Here is an 18,440-nt window from a genome sequence, read left to right on the forward strand (position 1 = left end):
ACAAGGGGGGCCAAGAATGGCTGCTGAGAAAAAGGACTACACCAAATTTATTCTGATCGGCCTCATGTTAGGCATCCTGATGTCGGCCATGGATAATACGATTGTAACGACGGCCATGGGAACGATCGTTTCCGAGCTTGGAGGAATGGAGCAATTCGTTTGGGTTACCTCCGCCTATATGGTGGCTGTCATGGCAGGTACGCCGATCTTCGGCAAGCTGTCCGATATGTACGGACGAAAGCGGTTTTTCCTGTTCGGAATCATTATGTTTCTGATCGGATCAATCCTGTGCGGGATGGCGGGAAGCATTGTGCAGCTCAGCATTTACCGGGCGATCCAGGGGATCGGCGGCGGGGCGCTGATGCCGATTGCGTTCACGATTATTTATGATATTTTTCCCGTGGAGAAACGGGGGAAAATGACAGGGCTGATGGGGGCCGTCTTCGGCACCTCCAGCATATTCGGTCCGCTGCTCGGCGCTTATATTACCGACTCGCTCGGCTGGAATTGGGTATTTTACATTAATGTACCGATCGGTCTCGTATCGCTGGTGCTGATCATTATGTTCTATAAAGAATCGCTTACGCATGCCAAACAGCAGATCGACTGGAGCGGTGCGTTTACACTGGTTGGAGCTGTCGTCTGCTTGATGTTCGCGCTGGAACTCGGCGGAGAGAAATACGCCTGGGATTCGGCGGTCATTCTGGGCCTGTTTGCCGGGTTTGCGCTGTTGTTCGTAGTTTTCCTGGTTGCGGAAACAAGAGCGAAGGAGCCGATCATTTCGTTTGATATGTTCCGGAACCGGCTTTATGCGACAAGCAGCCTGTTGGCGTTGTTCTATGGCAGTGTCTTTATCGTGGCTACGGTTTATATTCCGATTTATGTGCAAGGCGTATTCGGGGGAAGTGCTACTAACTCGGGCCTCATTCTGATGCCGATGATGATCGGCTCCGTCGTAGGCAGTATGATGGGCGGGATGTTGACTTCAAAACTGTCTTACAAGGGCGTTATGTCCATCTCCGTCGTCTTTTTCGTATCGGGCATTTTTGCGCTCAGTACGCTGAGCGGCGATTCGTCGCGGATGCTTCTGACGCTCTATAGCATTTTGACCGGATTTGGCGTCGGATTCTCCTTTTCCGTGCTTGGCATGGCTGCGGTACATCCGTTCGATATGCGCAAACGGGGTGCGGCAACCTCGACCAACTCTTTTCTCAGATCGCTTGGCATGACGCTGGGGATTACGATCTTCGGCATTGTACAGAGGAATCTGATGGCGAACAATATGGCGGAGGCCTTTCAGGGAATGGGCCAGGCAGGCCAAGCCTTTGGGGATACCCGGGAAGCGTTGTCTCCCGAGAAGCGGGCGCTGATTCCGCCGGATATTTTGGATAAATTGACGAATGCGATGGCTACTTCCATCGGTCATACCTTCATGTGGGCGTTGATTCCGGCCGTTCTGGCCGTACTCGTCGTAATCGCGATGCCAAACGACCGGATGGTAGCTAAGGCGAAGGCGGCCGAAGTGTCCAAACAGCGTGTTTGAGGACGGTTTGATATGCAAGCTTTATCGATCCGTCTAAGCATTCTCGGTTTGTTGATGGAAGAGGATATGCATCCTTATGAAATCCGGAGCCGGATGAAGGACCGCTTTCTGGATTTCCAGGGCAGATTCAAAATCGGTTCGCTCTATTATGCTGTTGATCAACTGGCGAAACAGTCGTATATCGAAGCGGTGGAAACCATACAAAGCGACACCCGTCCGGACAAAACCGTATATCGGATTACGGACAAGGGGAGGGCTTATTTTCACAAGCTGCTGCTGGACCGGTTCAAGGAGGAGGATATTCCTTTTCATCCGATGTACATCGCCCTGGTGTTTGCCGGAAAAGGGGACCGCGAGAAGATCGCCGCTATTCTCCGGGACCGGGTACGGGAGGCCGAGCATCACGTGAATTACTGTTATCAGGTGTATTGCGAGCATAAGGGGACAGTGCCGCGGAGCGTTCTGCATTTAATGGCCGGGCGATATGAACATGCCAAAACCGAGCTCGCCTGGCTGGTCCGGCTGTTGGAAGATACCGAGGCGGGGCGCCTGAACGAGGTGGCTTTCTCTCCGTTATTGGAAGAGGATTAGGCGCTGCTATTCCAATGCTGTTGTAGATTGATTCTATTACTCTCGTCTTAACTCTCGAACACTTCCCGTGTTTATTCCGGAAGGTTTTGAGGTATAAAGGAAGTACAAAGCCGTAGACGAGGTGAAAATCATGGATAACGAACGGAACGATGCCGGTTTCCCGGATCGCTCGAAAGAAACCCCGAAGACCGGGGAGATTCCCACCCGGGATCATCCCGAGCAATATCCTACGGAACAGCCCAGCTTGTTCGATATGTTCGAAAGCGAGCAAAACGTCGATCCGATTCCGGTCGAGGATTTGAATCTTGAAGTCCGCGAGGAGAAGGACAAGGAAGCGACGAAGCACGCCTCTTCCAGCGAACGGAAGTATCATACGGGATTCGAAGATTAATTTACCGGAATGCCAAAAACTCCCCAAGCCCATGATTCATGGAGCTTGGGGAGTTTTTGAATTTAGGGATGATCGTTTCTCTGTTTCTCTACCTCAGTTCCTTTACTACATTCGGAGGGGTATGCCCTTGCAGCGCCAACACCAGGTTTTTGGCGGCGGCCATGGCCATCTCGCGGCGCGTATGCTCCGTGGAAGAGCCGATATGCGGCAGGGTTACGACGTTCGGTAAGGTTAGCAGCGGATGGTCAGCCTCGATCGGCTCCCGCTCAAATACATCCAGCCCGGCTCCGTAAATTTGTTTGTTCTTCAAAGCCTGGATCAAAGCCGATTCATCCACAGTTGCACCGCGCGATGCATTGATGAACACCGCCGTACGTTTCATGAGATCAAACTCCGGCTGTCCGATGAGTCCGCGGGTTTCCGGCGTCAACGGCGTCATTATCACGACGAAATCGGATTCACTCAGCAGTTGGTGAAGAGTGCGGTATTCCGCTTGCAGTTCTGCTTCGGCCTCCGGCTTGCGGTGACGGTTATGATAAAGCACCTCCATGCCGAAGCCGAGTCTGCACCGGCGTGCGACCGCCTCTCCGATGCCGCCCATCCCGATAATGCCGAGCTTTTTATGATGGACGTCCAATCCGAAGAAGATCTCGTCATCGCCCCGCTTCCAGCGGCCATCCTTTACATACTTGTCCAATTCCGCGATCCGGCGGGCCGTGGACAACATGAGCGCCATAATCAAATCGGCTACCGTTTCATTCAGCACCCCGGGCGTATTCGTACCGAGTATCCGCCGCGCCTTCATCGCTTCAATGTCGAAATTGTTATAGCCGACACTGATCGTACTGACCGCGCGCAACAGAGGGGCGCGTTCCAGCAGCTCTGCGTCGATTTTGCCGCCTGAGGTGAGGAGCCCCTCAGCATTTCCCAGGCTTTCAAGCAGGCGTTCGCGGGGAATAGGCTTGGGTTGATCCCACTTGCTGCAATCGCAATGTTCTTCAAGATAAGCTTCAACTTCAGGAGGAACTTTTCTGGCAATAAACACTTTAGGTTTCATGAGCGTTCTCCTCTCCAAGTCAGGGACGGTAACCGAATCAAAACATGAATTAGCGATTATCCACCTTTTCGGGATAAAGGTCATGATTCAGCAGGCGATGTTCGGCCATAGCTTCATATTTTGTTCCGGGACGGCCGTAGTTGCAGTACGGATCGATGGAAATTCCGCCGCGCGGCGTGAATTTTCCCCATACCTCAATATATTTGGGGTCCATCAGCTTAATCAGATCATTCATTATAATATTAACGCAATCCTCGTGAAAATCACCGTGATTACGGAAACTGAACAAATACAATTTGAGCGATTTGCTCTCCACCATTTTGATATCCGGAATATAACAGATGTAAATGGTGGCAAAATCGGGTTGACCGGTAATCGGACAAAGGCTGGTGAATTCCGGACAATTGAATTTTACAAAGTAATCCCGATAAGGATGCTTGTTATCAAAGCTTTCCAACATTTCGGGCGCATAAGTCATCGGATATTGAACTCCCTGATTGCCCAACAGACTAACATTTTGCATTTCTTCGGGTCGTCTTCCTGACATTCTTATATCCTCCTTTTTTAAACTCCCCGCTTGTTGCCCCATACCAGGGCATGAAGCTGGGGAAGAACACGTACATCGTTCAAATCGCTCATAGACATAACCCGGTCTATGAGTGCTTCGTAACGATGCAGCAAGTCAGCGGCGTGGTGGCCGATGTCCATACGCCGCACATCGGGGTTGCCGACCTGCAGGAACATCGCAACGCCCGGATAACGGGCGTGCACCTGCTTGGCGTAGGCAAGGTCGGCATCGTCGAACACGACGACCTTGAGGCTCACCGCCAAGGGAGCAGGTCGTCCATCGAGCTTGGCGACGATCTCGTCCAGCATGGCCCAATCGGTATTCATTCCCGAGCTGGGCGGCTTAGGGGAGATCGTCACCTGGTGAATGTCGCTCAGCCAGTCCTGCCACCGGGAGCCTTGCGTCTCTACGGCCACCGTGATGCCTTTGCTCCGGAGCAAAGAGACAAGTCCCTCCAACTGAGGCAGGAGGGCAGGATTCCCGCCGGACAAGGTCACGTGCGAGAACCGGTCGCCTCCGATCCGGTACAGTTCGTTCCAAATCTCCGCAGGGGTCATCCGGGAGATCAACTCTTTGGCGCTGCCGTCCCAGGTGAAAGCGGAGTCGCACCAGCTGCAGCGATAATCACAGCCTGCGGTGCGGACGAACATCGTCTTTTGTCCGATAACCATGCCTTCGCCCTGAACAGTCGGGCCGAATATTTCAAGCACGGGAATGTGCTGTTGTTTGATTTCTTCATTCATCCCTCATCCACTCCCGTCTAGCTTCCGCGTAACTTGTCGGTGTCTCGTACAGGCGTACGAATTCCGTACGGGCCTCCGGGAGAGAAGAGCGGTAGCACTCCAATGCCATGGAGGCTTCCATCTTCTCAAAGAGCCAAACGACCATATTCTCGGCCGTCGTATTCATCGGAGGCAGCGTTTCATTCAAATAGCGGTGATCCAAATAGCCTTCGATTTCTTCCTTCCAAATTTGCTTGATCGTGCCGAAGTCGACGGTGATCCCCACCTCGTCGGGCTTTCCGCTGATACCAAAGACTACTTTGTACGTATGGCCGTGCAGGTTTTTGCATTTCCCGTCATATGCGTGCAGATGGTGGGCCGCATCGAAGGTAAACTCCTTGCTGACGAGCACGCGCCGACGATGATAACGGAGCTGCTCTTTGGCGATGTCCTGACCAAGCACCTGCAACTGTTCTACGATTCGAAATTCTCCGGGTGTCCGTTCCATATTTAGAACTCCTCCTTGACGGAGCCGCCGGTACCGCGAGTCTGAAGATAGCTGTCCATTCCGGCTCTTCTGAGCTTGCAGGCGGGACAGTCGCCGCAGCCGTCCCCGATGATTCCGTTATAGCAGGTCAGCGTACGTTCGCGGACAAAATCGAAAGCGCCCAGCTCATCGGCCAGTTGCCAGGTTTGGGCTTTGTCAATCCACATCAGGGGCGTATGAATGACGAAATCAAAGTCCATCGCCAGATTCAAGGTCACGTTCAGCGATTTAACGAAAGCGTCCCGGCAGTCCGGGTATCCGCTGAAGTCGGTCTCGCATACACCGGTTACCAGGTGGCGTGCTCCGACGCCTTTGGCCAGTACCGCAGCAAAGCTGAGGAATAGATGGTTCCGGCCCTCCACAAAGGTGCTGGGAAGCTCCCCTTCCTCATGCGTGATCGGGATGTCGCTGCGGGTGAGCGCATTTTGCGTCAATTGACCGAGGAGGGACATGTCCAGGACGGTCAATTTAACCCCCAATTCATCCGCGATTCCTTTGGCGCATTCGATTTCCAGAGAATGGCGCTGACCGTAATCGAAGGTGACGGCTTCGACTTCACGGAACTGCTCAAGCGCCCAAAACAAGCAGGTGGTACTGTCCTGGCCGCCGCTGAAAACAACGACCGCTTTTTCATTTTTAAGCATAAAAAAACCTCTCATTCTTCTTGGATTGATCCGAAGGCGAGCAAACGCCTTCTGGGAAGAAAGAGAGTTCTTGAACTTACACCGCAAAAAAACAAGCCCATGCTACTCAGGCAGGGGCACCATTAGTTTTTTATAGAGGGAGTTCGCGAACCTCTTCCGTGCGATAGCCGCAAGGATCTTTTTTTCAATTGTCACAGGCTTGCGCCCGCAGCCATTATAACATACTTGCCGCCTCAGGCGGTATGGTAATGTAAGCAAATAAATCCGCCTAATTCTCTATTTACAAACCCGAAACCGTTGGATGATAATGGAATAATATGATGAAGAGGGGGACTCATGGGGATGAAGACAATAAAATTCAAATGGCTTGCGCTTCCGCTGACGCTTCTGATGATTGCGCTCGCGGGCTGCCAGGCAGTGGCGGGCTTTGATATCAACAAGGCGTTGGTTCAAAGCATCCAGCCGACATCAAGTGAATCCAAGCAGACTCTGTCGGTAGAGCTTGTTCCGGCGACAGGAACGCTCTCTGCGGAAGATAAGAAGACGATCGATCTGATCAATTCCTTCTCGCTGAATGTGGATAGCGCCAAGATGCAGGATGCTTCCAATATTTCGATCAAGGGATCGGTCGGGTACGACGGTAACAAGCTGCCTTTCCATTTGTCGATGGACGATAAAGGAATGGCGATTCAGGTTGAAGGAGCCAAGCAGCCGGTATACATATCGCTTGATCCCGCCGACACAGGCATGCCGGATATGACGGAGTATCAGGATCAAATCCAGCAATTAACGAAGAAGGCGAGCGAGTTTGTTCTGAAGCATTTGCCGAATCCGAGCAAGGTATCGGTAAAGCAGGGCAGTGAAACCGTAAACGGGGAATCCTTGAATTTGACCAACCTGCAGGTTGAATTGCGGGGGGATGAGCTGATCGGTTTGATCAAACCGTTTCTGACGAGTGTCGCCAAGGATGAACAGGGAGTCAAAGACCTGATCGGAACTTTTTACGATGTATTCTATCCGCTGATGAGTTCGGGAATGGGTACGGATATCATCGATTCCTATGCAACGGACATTCTTCCCGAATCCAAAGCGGTTACTGTAGCGGCAATGGCTGCAGCGCTTCAGGAAGAGCTGAACAATCTGTTAGCCGATTACGACCAGCAAATGGCGGATTTGATGGCGGAGACGCCGGAACTTGCGACGATCCTGGGCAAAGATACTGTATTGAAGATGAATCTCTATTTTGACAGCAAGCTGAATATCCGCAAGGAAAAGGTGGAACTGAATATCGCCCTTCCTGCGTCGGAAGATTTGCCGATTCAAGCGGTTAAAGTCCATGTGGACAGCGAGATATGGAACGTCGGCGGAACCGTGAAAACGGACGAAGTGAATACCGCGGCCGGAGTCATCGACGCCATGGACCCATACTTGACTCCTGGGCAAATTCTGCGCAATTTTGATACAAATTCGGTGATATACAAAATCTTGAAGGACGAAATGCAAATTTCGTATAAGTATATTTTGCTCGATCCTTACAACGACTATTATGAGGTCATCTCCAAAAAGAACACCTCCTTCGTACCGCTCCGCTACTTGTCGGAACAACTGGATGCCGATGTGAAGTGGACGCCGGGCTCCAGTCAAATCGTCATTACCGACGATATTACCGGTGCGAAGATCGCCGTGACTAAAGGCTCTAACAAGGCTACCGTGAATGGCCAGCCGGTTACGCTGCCGCAGGCCGTGTTTGTTCATGAAGATGGAACAATGTATGTGCCGCTGCGTTTTATTGCGGAATCGCTTGGAGCAACGGTCAACGTTGACGAAGAGGGCTGGATTACGGTGGAGCGCCCATAAGCGCAACTGATTTTATGAAATGCCGGATTTCGAATATTATCCTTTAAAGAAGATGGATTTGCTTCGACTATGCTCGAAGCATCCATCTTTTTTTTGTAGACAAGGGGGGCGCTCCTGATATAATATGAAACCATAAAGAAAATGATAATCATTATCAGTGACAATGGAGGGTCAAACTATGCGTTACATGAAGCACAGCTTTCTATCTTTGACGGCGATCTTGTTACTGTCCATCGTCCTATCCGCTTGCGGGGGACAGAATGGCGGGAATAAAGCCGGAAATACAGACAATGCACCAGCAAATCAAACCAATCAGAATTCAGGCAACCAGGCCTCGAATACAGATGCAGCGAAGACGAAAACGTTCAAAGATCTGAACGGGGACATTGAAGTTCCGACGAACCCGCAGCGGATCGTTTCGATTACTCACCTGGGCGATTTGGCGGCACTTGGCGTTAAGCCGGTCGGCGCAGGCTCGGTGGCATTGGAGAATTCCGTGCTCTTGGAAAAAGAACTGGAGGGTGTAGTCAATGTAGGCGATATCTCCGTCGAGAAGGTATTGGAACTGAATCCGGACCTGATCATTATCCCTTCCTATACACCTGCTGATATCGCAGAGCAATTGAAAAAAATCACGACGACAGTAACGCTGGCTACCACCGGATGGGAAGGCATCGATCCGATTGACGAAGTGAGAACGATGGGTGATTTGCTTGGCCGCGAAAAAGAAGCGGAAGAATTCATCGCACGTTATCAAAAGAAAGCGGAAGAAGCTAAGCAAAAGCTGCAAGAGGTCATCGGACCGGACGAAACAATCGGTACGTATTCGATCTGGGCCAAAAACTTCTGGGTATGGCCGGCTACAAGAGATGCCGGATTCAATTTGTATAAAATGTTCGGGCTGAAGCCGTTGCCGAAGATCGAATCCGAAGTGTTCCCTGGAACCGGCAGCGATATCTCGCTTGAGGTGCTTGGAGATTATGCGGCCGACCATATGTTTGTTACCGTATATGAACCGGACGGCGGGGCGGAACGGGCCAAGGAAGTCATGAACGGGGCAGTGTGGAAGAACCTCCCTTCGGTTAAGAATAATCACGTTTATATGCTGGATATGAAGCAATTCTGGATGGTTGACGGTCTGAACCTGGAGAAACAGATCGACATCCTGACGGATCTGATCATTAGCCAAAATCAAAAGTAAACCTTTATTAAACGGGCTGCCGTATTCTTAAGTTCCCTTAAGATTGCGGCAGCCCTTTAATTTTATGCTTTATTCATGGCAGTTGAAAAATCAACAATAGCTTCCTGCAGTATAGTTGAGGGGGGAGCGTTCTTTTTGGCGGCGGATCTCGCTACCATGGACGTAACGAACCGGTCCCACCAGTTCATATCGTCCGGTTTCAGTTCTCCTCCGAAGCACGAGATCTTCAGGGCGGAATCCCGCAATTCGGACGGCAGGGCACGGGCGATAAACTGGTCTGCTTGCTCGGGGGACCCGCAGCAAACGAACACCCCGACCTTTTTTTGCAAGAGAGTCTTCAGATGTTCCTGGCAGAGCCGGACGCAAGGCTTTTGCCATTGTCCGTAGTAGATGGATCCTCCGATAATTATCTTTTCAAAAGCAGCGAGGTCGGGAAGGGGGTCATGATGCAAATTAACGATACTTACCGGACCCGTCAACCGGCTTTCCAGCATGGACGCGCATTTTGCCGTACAGCCGTACTTTCCGGCATAAGCAATCAATACACTCATAGCGAACCTCCTGTTCAAATCGCATTTTCCAAATTATATATAATGGAGCTTCAAAGAGATAAGAGATTTATCATACTGCTAAGCTTGCGACCATATCTTTGCGCATTGACAAAAGAATAAGAAATTTTTTAATATTGTCCTATATTCGTAATTATTACAATTAAACGGGGTTGAGCCCTGATCCGTGAAGGGAAGATTGACATACATGCTGAAGTTGAAAAAGGGCGATCTCTGGCTCATCGCTGTGCTTGTCGCAGTAGGTATCCTCTGGCTGGGGCTCCGCTATTTTAACGAACAGAGTCATACATATAATCCGGCAGACCTGAATGCGGTCATCACGGTGGACGGTCAATTGTACAAAACCGTTCCCCTGAATGGAGCGACCGAACAAATCGAGATTAAAACCGAGTTCGGGCATAATATTCTTAAAAAGTTTGACGGGGGCATCCAGATGATTTTTGCGGATTGTCCCAAAAAAATTTCCATGGCCATGGGATTCATATCCCGGCCGAATGAGACCATTATCTGCGTCCCGAACCGGGTCTACGTGGAAATTGCCGGAAATAAAGGTAGCAAGGAGAATGAGGAAGATGAAGTGGATGCTTATGTCCGTTAAGCGGGAAAGCCCAAGCTTGGAGTTTGTCTTTACGAGTCATCCCCAGCCCCCGGCTTAATACCTCCAGAAGACTCTCTTGCCTCTTGGATCCATTGTTCCACCGCTTTACTGTTGAGATAAATATAAGGAGTATCCGGTCGTGGAATTTCGGTCACCAACTCGGCTTCAACCGCAATAACTTCCCTATCTTCGCGAATTACCGTAACCAAGTTCCCCTCGACTTCTAACCATGCATCGTTTCGGACGGCGGGATGGTTAGCCTGAAGAAGGACCGGAACGCCGAAGGGATAAGCATCCGCCGTGCAGCATTGCACGAGAAAACGTCCCAGGACAAATTCATCATCCGGTGAAACGCCCTCATCGCGGTAAACAAAACCGCTCAGCCTGATCCTCTTTCCCTTGAACTCCTCTTTGAACAATTGTATAGACCCTACGATTTCTGAATATATTTCCGGTTTAACTTCGATTGGATCCTGCACATATAGCAGCTTGGCCAGTTCGGCAAATTCCACATTGTACTTGTCCGGTGCTTTGAATTTGCCGTCCAGCTGTTCTCTGGTCAGTACGGGCGATCCGAGAATCATGCCTTTTTTTGCTGCGGCCGTAACCCCGAGAGCCTGGTCGGGAAGTAGGCTTCCTAATAGTATCGGAAGAATAAATAGGGCATAAATCGCCGCATGTTTGAGTTTGGAACCGGTGACGGGGTGTTGGCAATGGCAATCCACACCGTGCTTCGTCCCGAACATAGCCCGGTACGCAAGATTGACGGATAGCGCGACGAGCGGAATGACGCTCAGCCGTAGCCAAGGATACATTTCCGGTGCAACGTAATATTGAAGATAGCCTGTAGCGGACAGACGAGCGATATATATGGCGAAGCCGAGTAGGATGAGACTGCGGATCAGTTCATGGCTCCGGAAGACCGGTTCTTCATTCATCATAATTCCCTCCTATTGGCTTAAAAAGAAAGCATCTACAGCAACTGCCCCCGTAAAGACCACCGTACAAATCAGAAAAGCCAAGTAAATGACGAATTTCGTTTTGAAAACGGACAGCAGCATTAGTGTATTTTTGAAATCAAGCATCGGACCGAAGACGAGGAAAGCGAGCAGGGATCCGGAAGAAAACGAATGGAGAAACGTTTGGGCGACAAAAGCATCGGAAGTGGAGCAAAGAGACAGCAGAAATGCGAATCCCATCATGAACACATAGGCGCTGATAGGGCCGCTGCCGATGGATTCAAGGCTTTCTTTGGCCACAAAGGATTGAATTCCTGCGGTAAGCATGCAGCCTAGCAACAAATATTTGCCCATATCGAAAAATTCATCCGCCGTGTGGACAAAGATGGAGGTCCACTTCTTTTTACCTTGATTTGAATGGGAATGGTGAGCGTGATGGTCTTGAGCGGTTGCTCCGGATGCAGAAGCCGTTTTAAGCGGGTCTGTTTTCCAGGTGACGTAAATCATGACCCCGATGGAGGCGGCTACGAAAAAGGCCAGTCCCATCCGGGCGTAAACCATCTCGGGATACAGCCGGAAAGCCATGTAGGTCGCGCCGAAGACGACCGGATTGATAATCGGCCCCGATAGAATGAAAACTGTCGCAATATATACGGGCATACCTTTCTGGATGAGTCTGCGGATCAGCGGAATCATGCCGCACTCGCAAACGGGGAACAAGAGCCCGAGAATACAGGCGGTCAAAATTCCGGCGGCCGGATTTTTGGGGATCCACTTTTTCAGCAATTGTTCGGATACGTATAAATGCACCAGCGAGGACAATATCGAGCCTAGCAGGACAAACGGCAGTGCCTCCAGCAATATGCCGAGAAAGCTTGTCCGGAACGTATATAGGTAGGTTAAATCGACGGAGCCTGCGGCGAGAGGCAAGAGGACGGTCATACAAGCCAAAATGAACGCGGCAAGCGCCAAAATGGGAAGGATGCGGAGCGGAAAGAGTTTGTTCATCGACGGGATCTCCTTTACGGGATTCTTAATCATAATCATTACTATTTAGCTGAATAAGAGTTCAGAACAGAAAAGCAAAATTTTCGTGAACCGTTGACAACTTGGTTAGCGGGGGATATAGTAATTGTTATTAATCGTAATAATTACGAATAAGAAATGACACTTAAATTGGAAGGGGCAAGTGAGTTAGTGACATTGGATACGAAAATAATACCCGTCACCGTGCTTTGCGGCTATCTGGGGTCAGGCAAGACCACGCTGCTTAACCACGTTCTGAACCAGCGCGGCGGCATGAAAGTAGCCGTAATCGTAAACGACATGAGTGAAATTAATATCGACGCCGGCCTTGTGAGCAACGGGGCCCAGCTATCCAGAACGGAAGAGAAGCTGGTGGAGCTGTCCAACGGCTGCATCTGCTGTACGCTCCGGGACGATTTGCTGAGAGAGGTCCAAAAGCTGGCGGCGGAAGGCCGGTTTGATTACATTTTGATTGAATCTACCGGAATCAGCGAGCCGGTTCCCATAGCCCAAACCTTTACTTATGAAGATCCTGATACGGGAATCGACTTGACCGCCTTTGCCAGACTGGACACCATGGTGACCGTGGTGGATGCCTATCGGTTCTGGCATGATTTCAGCTCGGGCGAAACGCTACTCGACCGGGGACAGGCGACAGGGGAAGAGGATACCCGGGACGTGGTCGATTTACTGATCGACCAGATCGAAACCTGTGATGTGCTGATCCTGAATAAATGCGATCTGGTGAGCCAGGACGATCTCGAAGAGCTTAAGGGAGTGCTTCGCAGACTGCAGCCGACGGCCAAGCTGATTACTTCAAGCAACGGTGTGGTCGATCCGAAGGAGATATTGAACACGGGCCGATTTGATTTCGAAAAAGCCAGCCTGTCCGCCGGTTGGATCAAAGAGCTTCAGAGGGAAGAGCATACGCCCGAGACGGAGGAGTACGGCATAGGTTCCTTCGTGTACCGGAGATCGAAACCTTTTCATCCGGAAAGGCTCGCCAAGGTGCTGGAAAATTGGCCGGTTGAAGTCGTGAGAGCCAAAGGAACCGTATGGCTTGCAGTAAAGCATGATCTGGCGGCAAGCCTGAGCCAAGCCGGCCCCTCGATCCAATTCGGTCCGGCCGGCAGGTGGGTGGCTGCTCTCAATGAGGAAGAACGGAAAACGGTGTTCGAGACAGAACCGGAGGTACTGGCGAAATGGGATTCCGTCTGGGGTGACCGTTTGAACGAAGTCGTGTTAATCGGCATCGATATGGATCGAAGCGGGCTGGAGCGGGACCTCGACGATTGCCTGCTTACGGCGGAGGAGATGGAGCTGGATTGGTCCGGTTTCAACAACCCGCTCCCCTGGATCAGTGATGAGGATTATGAGGCCGCCATGGGCAAATGACCGGATTTTATAGAATTGTACCGAACCAGGAAGGAGGTGAAGGTTATGCGCGTAGTTGTCACTTTGGCTTGCACGGAATGCGGGGACAGAAACTATACGACCACCAAAAACAAAAAAACTCATCCGGAGCGTCTGGAATTGCGTAAATATTCGCCTCGGCTGAGAAAATATACGATTCACAGAGAAACAAGATAGCCTGGGGATATAGGACTGCCTCAAAATAAATAAGACCGGCCCCAGGCCGGTCAAATAATATTTTTCCCATAAAATATTTCGTCCATCTCGATCGTCAAACGCTCCGTAATTTCCAGTTGCTCCTGCGGACTAAGTGTGTCCTTGGTGTAGCCGAACAGGTAATTGTTCAGATCGAATTCCTTCAGTTTGCATTTGGTATGGAAAATATGCTCCTGGTACACATTGACGTCAATCATATGGTACTGGTCAAGCACCTCGTCGGGGATATAGTTCTGGATAGAACTGATATCATGGTCGATGAACAGCTTCTGACCGTTGATATCGCGCGTGAAGCCCCTGACTCTGTAATCGATCGTCATTATATCGGTATCGAAAGAGTGGATTAAATAATTCAGCGCCTTCAGCGGTGAAATTTCACCGCAAGTCGAGACATCGATATCCGCCCGGAATGTGCAAATTCCTTCATTCGGATCGTACTCCGGATACGTATGGACGGTAATATGGCTTTTGTCCAACTGGATGACTACATTATCCGGCAGAGGTCCGGGCGATTCCTCGAACGATTCGTTCGGCACCTCCACCACCGGCCCCTCCGAAACAAGCACGGTAACGCTGGCCCCTTGAGGGACATAATCCTGCTTTGCCACATTAAGAACATGGGCGCCGATAATTTCCGCAACGGTGGTCAAAATTTTCGTAAGCCGGTCGGAATTGTACTGTTCGTCAATGTAGGCGATATAGGCTTCCCGTTCTTCTTTGGTTCGCGTATAGCAAATATCATACATATTAAAACTTAGCGATTTGGTCAAATTGTTAAACTCGTGCAACTGGATCCGCTGTTCCTGGGTCAGTTTCATGAGGGAATCCCCCTTTTCATGGCTGTTCTCAAGGTAAAGTTTGTTTGCATTACCTTACTTTTATACCCATTCTGTCCCGGAAAAAACGTCTCGGAGGGAGGTAGAGGCAAATAGTTAGCCGCGGGGGGAAGTAACTTCAGTTCAAATCATCCCATCTTTCCCATTGATCCCGGGGATTTACTTCATAAACCTCCTGATCCCGGGACATCAGCCGGTGAATGATGAATTCTCTGCGGATGGTGGCATAATCGCCGTGAAACTGCTTGATAAATTCGTTGATCTCTTTTTCCGCATATTTCCGCACCGGATCCAGCAAGGATACAAGATGATGCAATACGATCAGCTTCTTCTTGTATTGGGCGGGCAGGTGTTTCAATGTACCCTCCGCGGTAAAAAAGTTTCGGATAACGCTGTTTTGCAGTGCCTGCTGTTTAGACTCTAAGGTCAACCGCTCCGTCTCTTGTTTTTCGTTTGGCTGAAGTTGCATGAATAAGACCCTCCTTAAGTTGTTCGAATTGAACAGAAAATGAAGTCAATTAAATTCGATGAATGTTTAATTAGATAATAGTCTAATAAGTTAAAGGAGTCAAATACGAACTTGCTCCATGCCCTTTAACAGTTAATCGTTTTGAACCTAACCAAGAACAAAAATAGCCCGGCGGAGGCATCCGCCGGGCTTTCATTGCGATGATCGCGATTAAGGCTCGAGTCCCCAAACGAGGCTGCCGTTCAGGTAAGCGGGAACGCGCTCCCAGTCGGCATATGCCGATTTGGTCGAGTCATAAGAGAAATCGTCCGCTTCCGCATAATTAGTCCAGTCGGTTTTATTGATGCGGACTTGAATTTCTCCGGAGTCCGTACCGGGGGCCAGGCTTCCGGCTCCGGCACCGAAGGAGATCTCGATATAGTAATCTCCTCCCGGAAGAGCAGGGTCCACCTTGACGAAAGTGCCGCTGACATTACCGCTTCCGATCGCGGCATAGTCGCAATGGAACTGCTGGGCTTTGTCTCCATCGATGGTGTAATAATAACGCAGCTTTACATCGCTTAACGCAATAGCTTCGTCCCCGTTGTTGACGATTTTGAATTGGGCCCGGATTTGATTGTCGTTCGCGTTGTTGTCATTCGTCCGGTATTGGACGGTCAAATCGCCTTCCGCGGGAATCGGCGCCTCTGTCGGCGTCGCGCTGACTTCTGCGGAATCCGGGCTGGAACCTGCCGCATTGCCTGCGCTTACCACATAGTAGTAAGTCGTGTCGTTGACCACGTCGAAATCGGTGTAAGCCGTTTCGGAAATCGTGGCGATGTCGGTGTATGGTCCTCCGCTGAGGGTGGCCCGTTTGACCGTATAAGACTCGGCGCCGGCCGGTTTGTTCCAGGTCAAACCGACTTGAGCGTCGCCGGCTGTCGCCTTAAGGCCTGTCGGCGCTTTAGGAGCCACAGGCTCTACCGGGCCTCCTCCGCCGCCGTTGATCAGCCGGTCATATTCGGCATAGGCTGTTGCCATGTCGACTTGGGACCAGAAGCGATGGTACGTGAATTCCGGAGTCCCGTTATCCCATTGTTTGGTTTGCGGGTTCCAGGACGTGTTGAATTTGTTTTCGAGATAGGACCAGGCCGGATCGTTTGTAATTTCCGGACGGACATCGATATAGCTGGCGTACACCCCGTCTCCGCCTTTGGCAGGATCGGAAGGAACGGTGCTGCTTCCCGGAATGGCGTTGCCCTGGCCGAAGGTTCCGTTCCATCCGTTCGGAAAGTAAATTTCCTTCATGAAATATCTGTAGTAATCGCTGCGAGGCTCTACCGTTGTGATGCCGACACCGTCATTGTATCCCCAAGCCGCATCCAGCAGCGATTTGGCCAATTGTTCGGCCTGGCTGCCGAGTGCGGAGTAGCTGCCGTTTTCCGCCTTCGTAGCGGCTGCAAAGAAGGTTAAAGCTTTGATGTAGCTGCCGAGCACTCCGGCGTCTTGTCCCGGGTTTTTCGTAACCACGTGAAGACCCGGATTGCCGGTGTGATTGCTGAATCCGTTCCAGCTATCCGGTTTGCCTTGCCATTCCAGATTGCTCGGAATCCAGAATTCCCCCGGAGCGGACACGGTATCGATTTGCGGATCGTTGCCGCCGAGTACCCGGTTCCCTTGCTGATCGAGGTAATAGCCCTCCGAATCGGTCACCGGGCGGCTGTTGGCGAAGGCGTAATCCATCGACCAGTCGACCCAGTTTTCAACGACCTGCTTGGCCATTTGGAAGTTTTCGGACGAGGTGTCTCCATTGGAAGCGAGAATATAGTATAACTCCGCGATCCGTTCCACCGGCCAGGCTTGCATACCGAACCAGTTGTTGGAAGGAGGATCATGATAGACCGGCGCATCGTCATAGGCCATTCCGTAGAACGTACTGGTTCCTGCCGGATAAGCTTTATAGGCACCGTCATAGCTGTTGGTCGCCCCGCCGGCTATGGCGCCTTCGCTGGACTGCAGCCAGGAGTAGAATTCAAGCTGACGTTTCAGCGAAGTGGCCCAGTCCGTCCCCGCCGTCGGCGAAGACGGGATCAAGCCGCCTTCCGGATCGGACAGGGCATAGGCTGCGACTACGTTCTGATAGCCTTGATGCGCATGGCTGGCACCGATGCGCCATGCCCAGTTGCCGGTGCTTCCAAGCCCGCCGCCCCAGGCGGTATACCAGGCCATCAGATAGTGCGCGGCATCTTTGCCGGTACCGGCCGAAGGTGAGCCGTCGGAGGCGCTGCCGATTTGCTGGAAGTACTTGTCGTACATGCCGTAGCGCAAATAGTCGCCCATTTTTTCGGCCTTTTGCAAATAAACTTCATTGTCATAGCCGAGCTCCTTAGCCCAGTACATGGCTTGAATGGCCCGGGCATCGGCATCCGTCGCGTTGGTATAACGCCATTGTGCGGCCGGCGTGTTGCTCTCTTTCGTGAAGAGGGTCATAAAACCTTCGCCGGGTTTACCGAACGATTTGTCGTCCTGGGAGGGGTGAGGGACCGCTTCCCAAACCGATTCCTGTTCGCCGCGCTGGAAGGTGTTTACGTATGCGGCGGTATGGCTGGGGTTCAACAGGTTTCCGAATCCGTACCAGTTGTCCACATCGACGAGCCAATGCATAAGATAAGTCTGGTTATTGCCGTAGGTCGCCTTCAGCTCGGCATCGAGCGGGTCCTTACCTGCGGCATATTGTCCGCTTAGCTGGCTCGGATACTTGTCCGGCTGGTCATATTCTGCGGCATAGGTCGCCGGACTGTTAGGGTTGTAATAGCTCATGGTCGGCTGTTCTTCTTTACCGTCGCCTTCATTCACCGGGATAATATATTTCTCCATGTTATCCCAGGCTTCTTCCAGCTTGCTCCAGTCTCCCGTATAGTGGCCATACAGTACTTCTAGCCACATCCAGTAACTGTAGGCTTCGGAGGTCGTCATATGCCCGTAGTCCGGGGCTTCGCTCATCAAGGTTTCAACAGCGTGATAGGGGATGCCCTCGGGCGAAAAATATCCGCTGGCGGGATCTTTAAGCTGATCGTAAAGCTGCAGAAAGCGGGTTTCTTCCGGGGAGGCGGCCATCGCTTTTGGAGTCCCGGCACCGAACACACCGGTTATCAAAGAAAATAATAATGCGGCAGTCAAGGCAAGCGAGAGAGGTTTCCTGAACACGTTCGATCTTTTCATAAATCCATCATCCCTTCAATTTAATTTGGGTA

19 protein-coding genes and 1 riboswitch are annotated in these 18,440 nt (G+C 51.1%); of the genes, 8 read left to right on the forward strand and 11 right to left on the reverse strand.

The features are described from left to right. Nucleotides 1-16: 16 nt before the first annotated feature. From KB559_RS11480 to KB559_RS11490, 3 genes are all read left to right on the forward strand, one after another. Nucleotides 17-1,543 carry an MDR family MFS transporter gene (locus KB559_RS11480; RefSeq protein WP_211021948.1) on the forward strand — a complete coding sequence of 509 codons (1,527 nt, stop codon included), beginning with the start codon at nt 17-19 and terminating at the stop codon, nt 1,541-1,543. A 12-nt stretch (nt 1,544-1,555) separates the two neighbouring features. After that, on the forward strand, nt 1,556-2,134 hold the full coding sequence (locus KB559_RS11485; protein ID WP_211021950.1) for a PadR family transcriptional regulator: 579 nt from the start codon (nt 1,556-1,558) through the stop codon (nt 2,132-2,134). A 130-nt stretch (nt 2,135-2,264) separates the two neighbouring features. Further along, nucleotides 2,265-2,525 carry a hypothetical protein gene (locus tag KB559_RS11490; protein ID WP_247681749.1) on the forward strand — a complete coding sequence of 87 codons (261 nt, stop codon included), beginning with the start codon at nt 2,265-2,267 and terminating at the stop codon, nt 2,523-2,525. 88 nt (nt 2,526-2,613) lie between these two features. Here the strand turns inward: KB559_RS11490 and KB559_RS11495 are convergent, their stop codons facing one another. The 5 genes from KB559_RS11495 to queC are packed head-to-tail and all read right to left on the reverse strand — an operon-like array spanning nt 2,614 to nt 6,063. Further along, nucleotides 2,614-3,582 carry a 2-hydroxyacid dehydrogenase gene (locus KB559_RS11495; RefSeq protein ID WP_211021952.1) on the reverse strand — a complete coding sequence of 323 codons (969 nt, stop codon included), beginning with the start codon at nt 3,580-3,582 and terminating at the stop codon, nt 2,614-2,616. A 49-nt stretch (nt 3,583-3,631) separates the two neighbouring features. Continuing rightward, on the reverse strand, nt 3,632-4,129 hold the full coding sequence (queF, locus tag KB559_RS11500) for a preQ(1) synthase (RefSeq protein WP_211021954.1): 498 nt from the start codon (nt 4,127-4,129) through the stop codon (nt 3,632-3,634). A gap of 17 nt (nt 4,130-4,146) precedes the next feature. Next, entirely contained in the window at nt 4,147-4,893 is a 747-nt protein-coding gene (gene queE, locus KB559_RS11505; protein ID WP_211021956.1) for a 7-carboxy-7-deazaguanine synthase QueE, read from the reverse strand. After that, nucleotides 4,886-5,380 carry a 6-carboxytetrahydropterin synthase QueD gene (gene queD / locus KB559_RS11510; protein ID WP_211021958.1) on the reverse strand — a complete coding sequence of 165 codons (495 nt, stop codon included), beginning with the start codon at nt 5,378-5,380 and terminating at the stop codon, nt 4,886-4,888. Before queD ends, queE begins: the two co-directional genes overlap by 8 nt. A 2-nt stretch (nt 5,381-5,382) precedes the next feature. Beyond that, nucleotides 5,383-6,063 (reverse strand): 7-cyano-7-deazaguanine synthase QueC, encoded by a 681-nt coding sequence (queC, locus tag KB559_RS11515; protein ID WP_211021960.1) that lies wholly within the window; start codon nt 6,061-6,063, stop codon nt 5,383-5,385. 116 nt (nt 6,064-6,179) lie between these two features. After that, a riboswitch (PreQ1 riboswitch) is annotated at nt 6,180-6,223 on the reverse strand. Between the two features lie 182 nt (nt 6,224-6,405). Here queC and KB559_RS11520 point away from each other — a divergent pair. Beyond that, nucleotides 6,406-7,920, forward strand: coding sequence for a copper amine oxidase N-terminal domain-containing protein (locus KB559_RS11520; protein WP_247681750.1), 1,515 nt, complete (start codon nt 6,406-6,408; stop codon nt 7,918-7,920). A 178-nt stretch (nt 7,921-8,098) separates the two neighbouring features. Then, nucleotides 8,099-9,121 (forward strand): ABC transporter substrate-binding protein, encoded by a 1,023-nt coding sequence (locus KB559_RS11525; protein WP_211021964.1) that lies wholly within the window; start codon nt 8,099-8,101, stop codon nt 9,119-9,121. A gap of 62 nt (nt 9,122-9,183) precedes the next feature. Here the strand turns inward: KB559_RS11525 and KB559_RS11530 are convergent, their stop codons facing one another. Continuing rightward, a complete protein-coding gene (locus KB559_RS11530) occupies nt 9,184-9,672 on the reverse strand; it encodes a flavodoxin domain-containing protein (RefSeq protein ID WP_211021966.1) in 489 nt (162 codons plus the stop codon). A 205-nt stretch (nt 9,673-9,877) separates the two neighbouring features. Between KB559_RS11530 and KB559_RS11535 the strand changes: the two genes are divergently transcribed. Continuing rightward, the gene (locus tag KB559_RS11535) at nt 9,878-10,288 is read left to right on the forward strand and encodes a NusG domain II-containing protein (protein WP_211021968.1); all 411 of its coding nucleotides are present in this window, start codon (nt 9,878-9,880) and stop codon (nt 10,286-10,288) included. Between the two features lie 29 nt (nt 10,289-10,317). Here KB559_RS11535 and KB559_RS11540 read toward each other — a convergent pair whose 3' ends face one another. Then, nucleotides 10,318-11,226, reverse strand: a complete 909-nt coding sequence (locus KB559_RS11540) for a TIGR03943 family putative permease subunit (RefSeq protein WP_211021970.1) — start codon at nt 11,224-11,226, stop codon at nt 10,318-10,320. 12 nt (nt 11,227-11,238) lie between these two features. Continuing rightward, nucleotides 11,239-12,255: a permease gene (locus KB559_RS11545; protein WP_211021972.1), complete on the reverse strand. Its 1,017-nt coding sequence runs from the start codon at nt 12,253-12,255 to the stop codon at nt 11,239-11,241. A gap of 156 nt (nt 12,256-12,411) precedes the next feature. Here KB559_RS11545 and KB559_RS11550 point away from each other — a divergent pair, with 156 nt between their 5' ends. Both KB559_RS11550 and rpmG read left to right on the forward strand, forming a co-directional pair. After that, on the forward strand, nt 12,412-13,668 hold the full coding sequence (locus tag KB559_RS11550) for a GTP-binding protein (RefSeq protein WP_211021974.1): 1,257 nt from the start codon (nt 12,412-12,414) through the stop codon (nt 13,666-13,668). A 45-nt stretch (nt 13,669-13,713) separates the two neighbouring features. Further along, nucleotides 13,714-13,863, forward strand: a complete 150-nt coding sequence (gene rpmG, locus KB559_RS11555; protein ID WP_059046469.1) for a 50S ribosomal protein L33 — start codon at nt 13,714-13,716, stop codon at nt 13,861-13,863. A gap of 50 nt (nt 13,864-13,913) precedes the next feature. Here the strand turns inward: rpmG and speD are convergent, their stop codons facing one another. From speD to KB559_RS11570, 3 genes are all read right to left on the reverse strand, one after another. Further along, on the reverse strand, nt 13,914-14,720 hold the full coding sequence (speD, locus tag KB559_RS11560) for an adenosylmethionine decarboxylase (protein ID WP_211021976.1): 807 nt from the start codon (nt 14,718-14,720) through the stop codon (nt 13,914-13,916). A gap of 136 nt (nt 14,721-14,856) precedes the next feature. Continuing rightward, nucleotides 14,857-15,207 carry a DUF2087 domain-containing protein gene (locus KB559_RS11565; RefSeq protein WP_211021977.1) on the reverse strand — a complete coding sequence of 117 codons (351 nt, stop codon included), beginning with the start codon at nt 15,205-15,207 and terminating at the stop codon, nt 14,857-14,859. A gap of 210 nt (nt 15,208-15,417) precedes the next feature. Then, nucleotides 15,418-18,408 (reverse strand): glycoside hydrolase family 48 protein, encoded by a 2,991-nt coding sequence (locus KB559_RS11570; protein WP_211021979.1) that lies wholly within the window; start codon nt 18,406-18,408, stop codon nt 15,418-15,420. Nucleotides 18,409-18,440: the final 32 nt, after the last annotated feature.

Source organism: Paenibacillus sp. Marseille-P2973 (genome assembly GCF_018101095.1).
Taxonomy (GTDB): domain Bacteria; phylum Bacillota; class Bacilli; order Paenibacillales; family Paenibacillaceae; genus Fontibacillus; species Fontibacillus vini.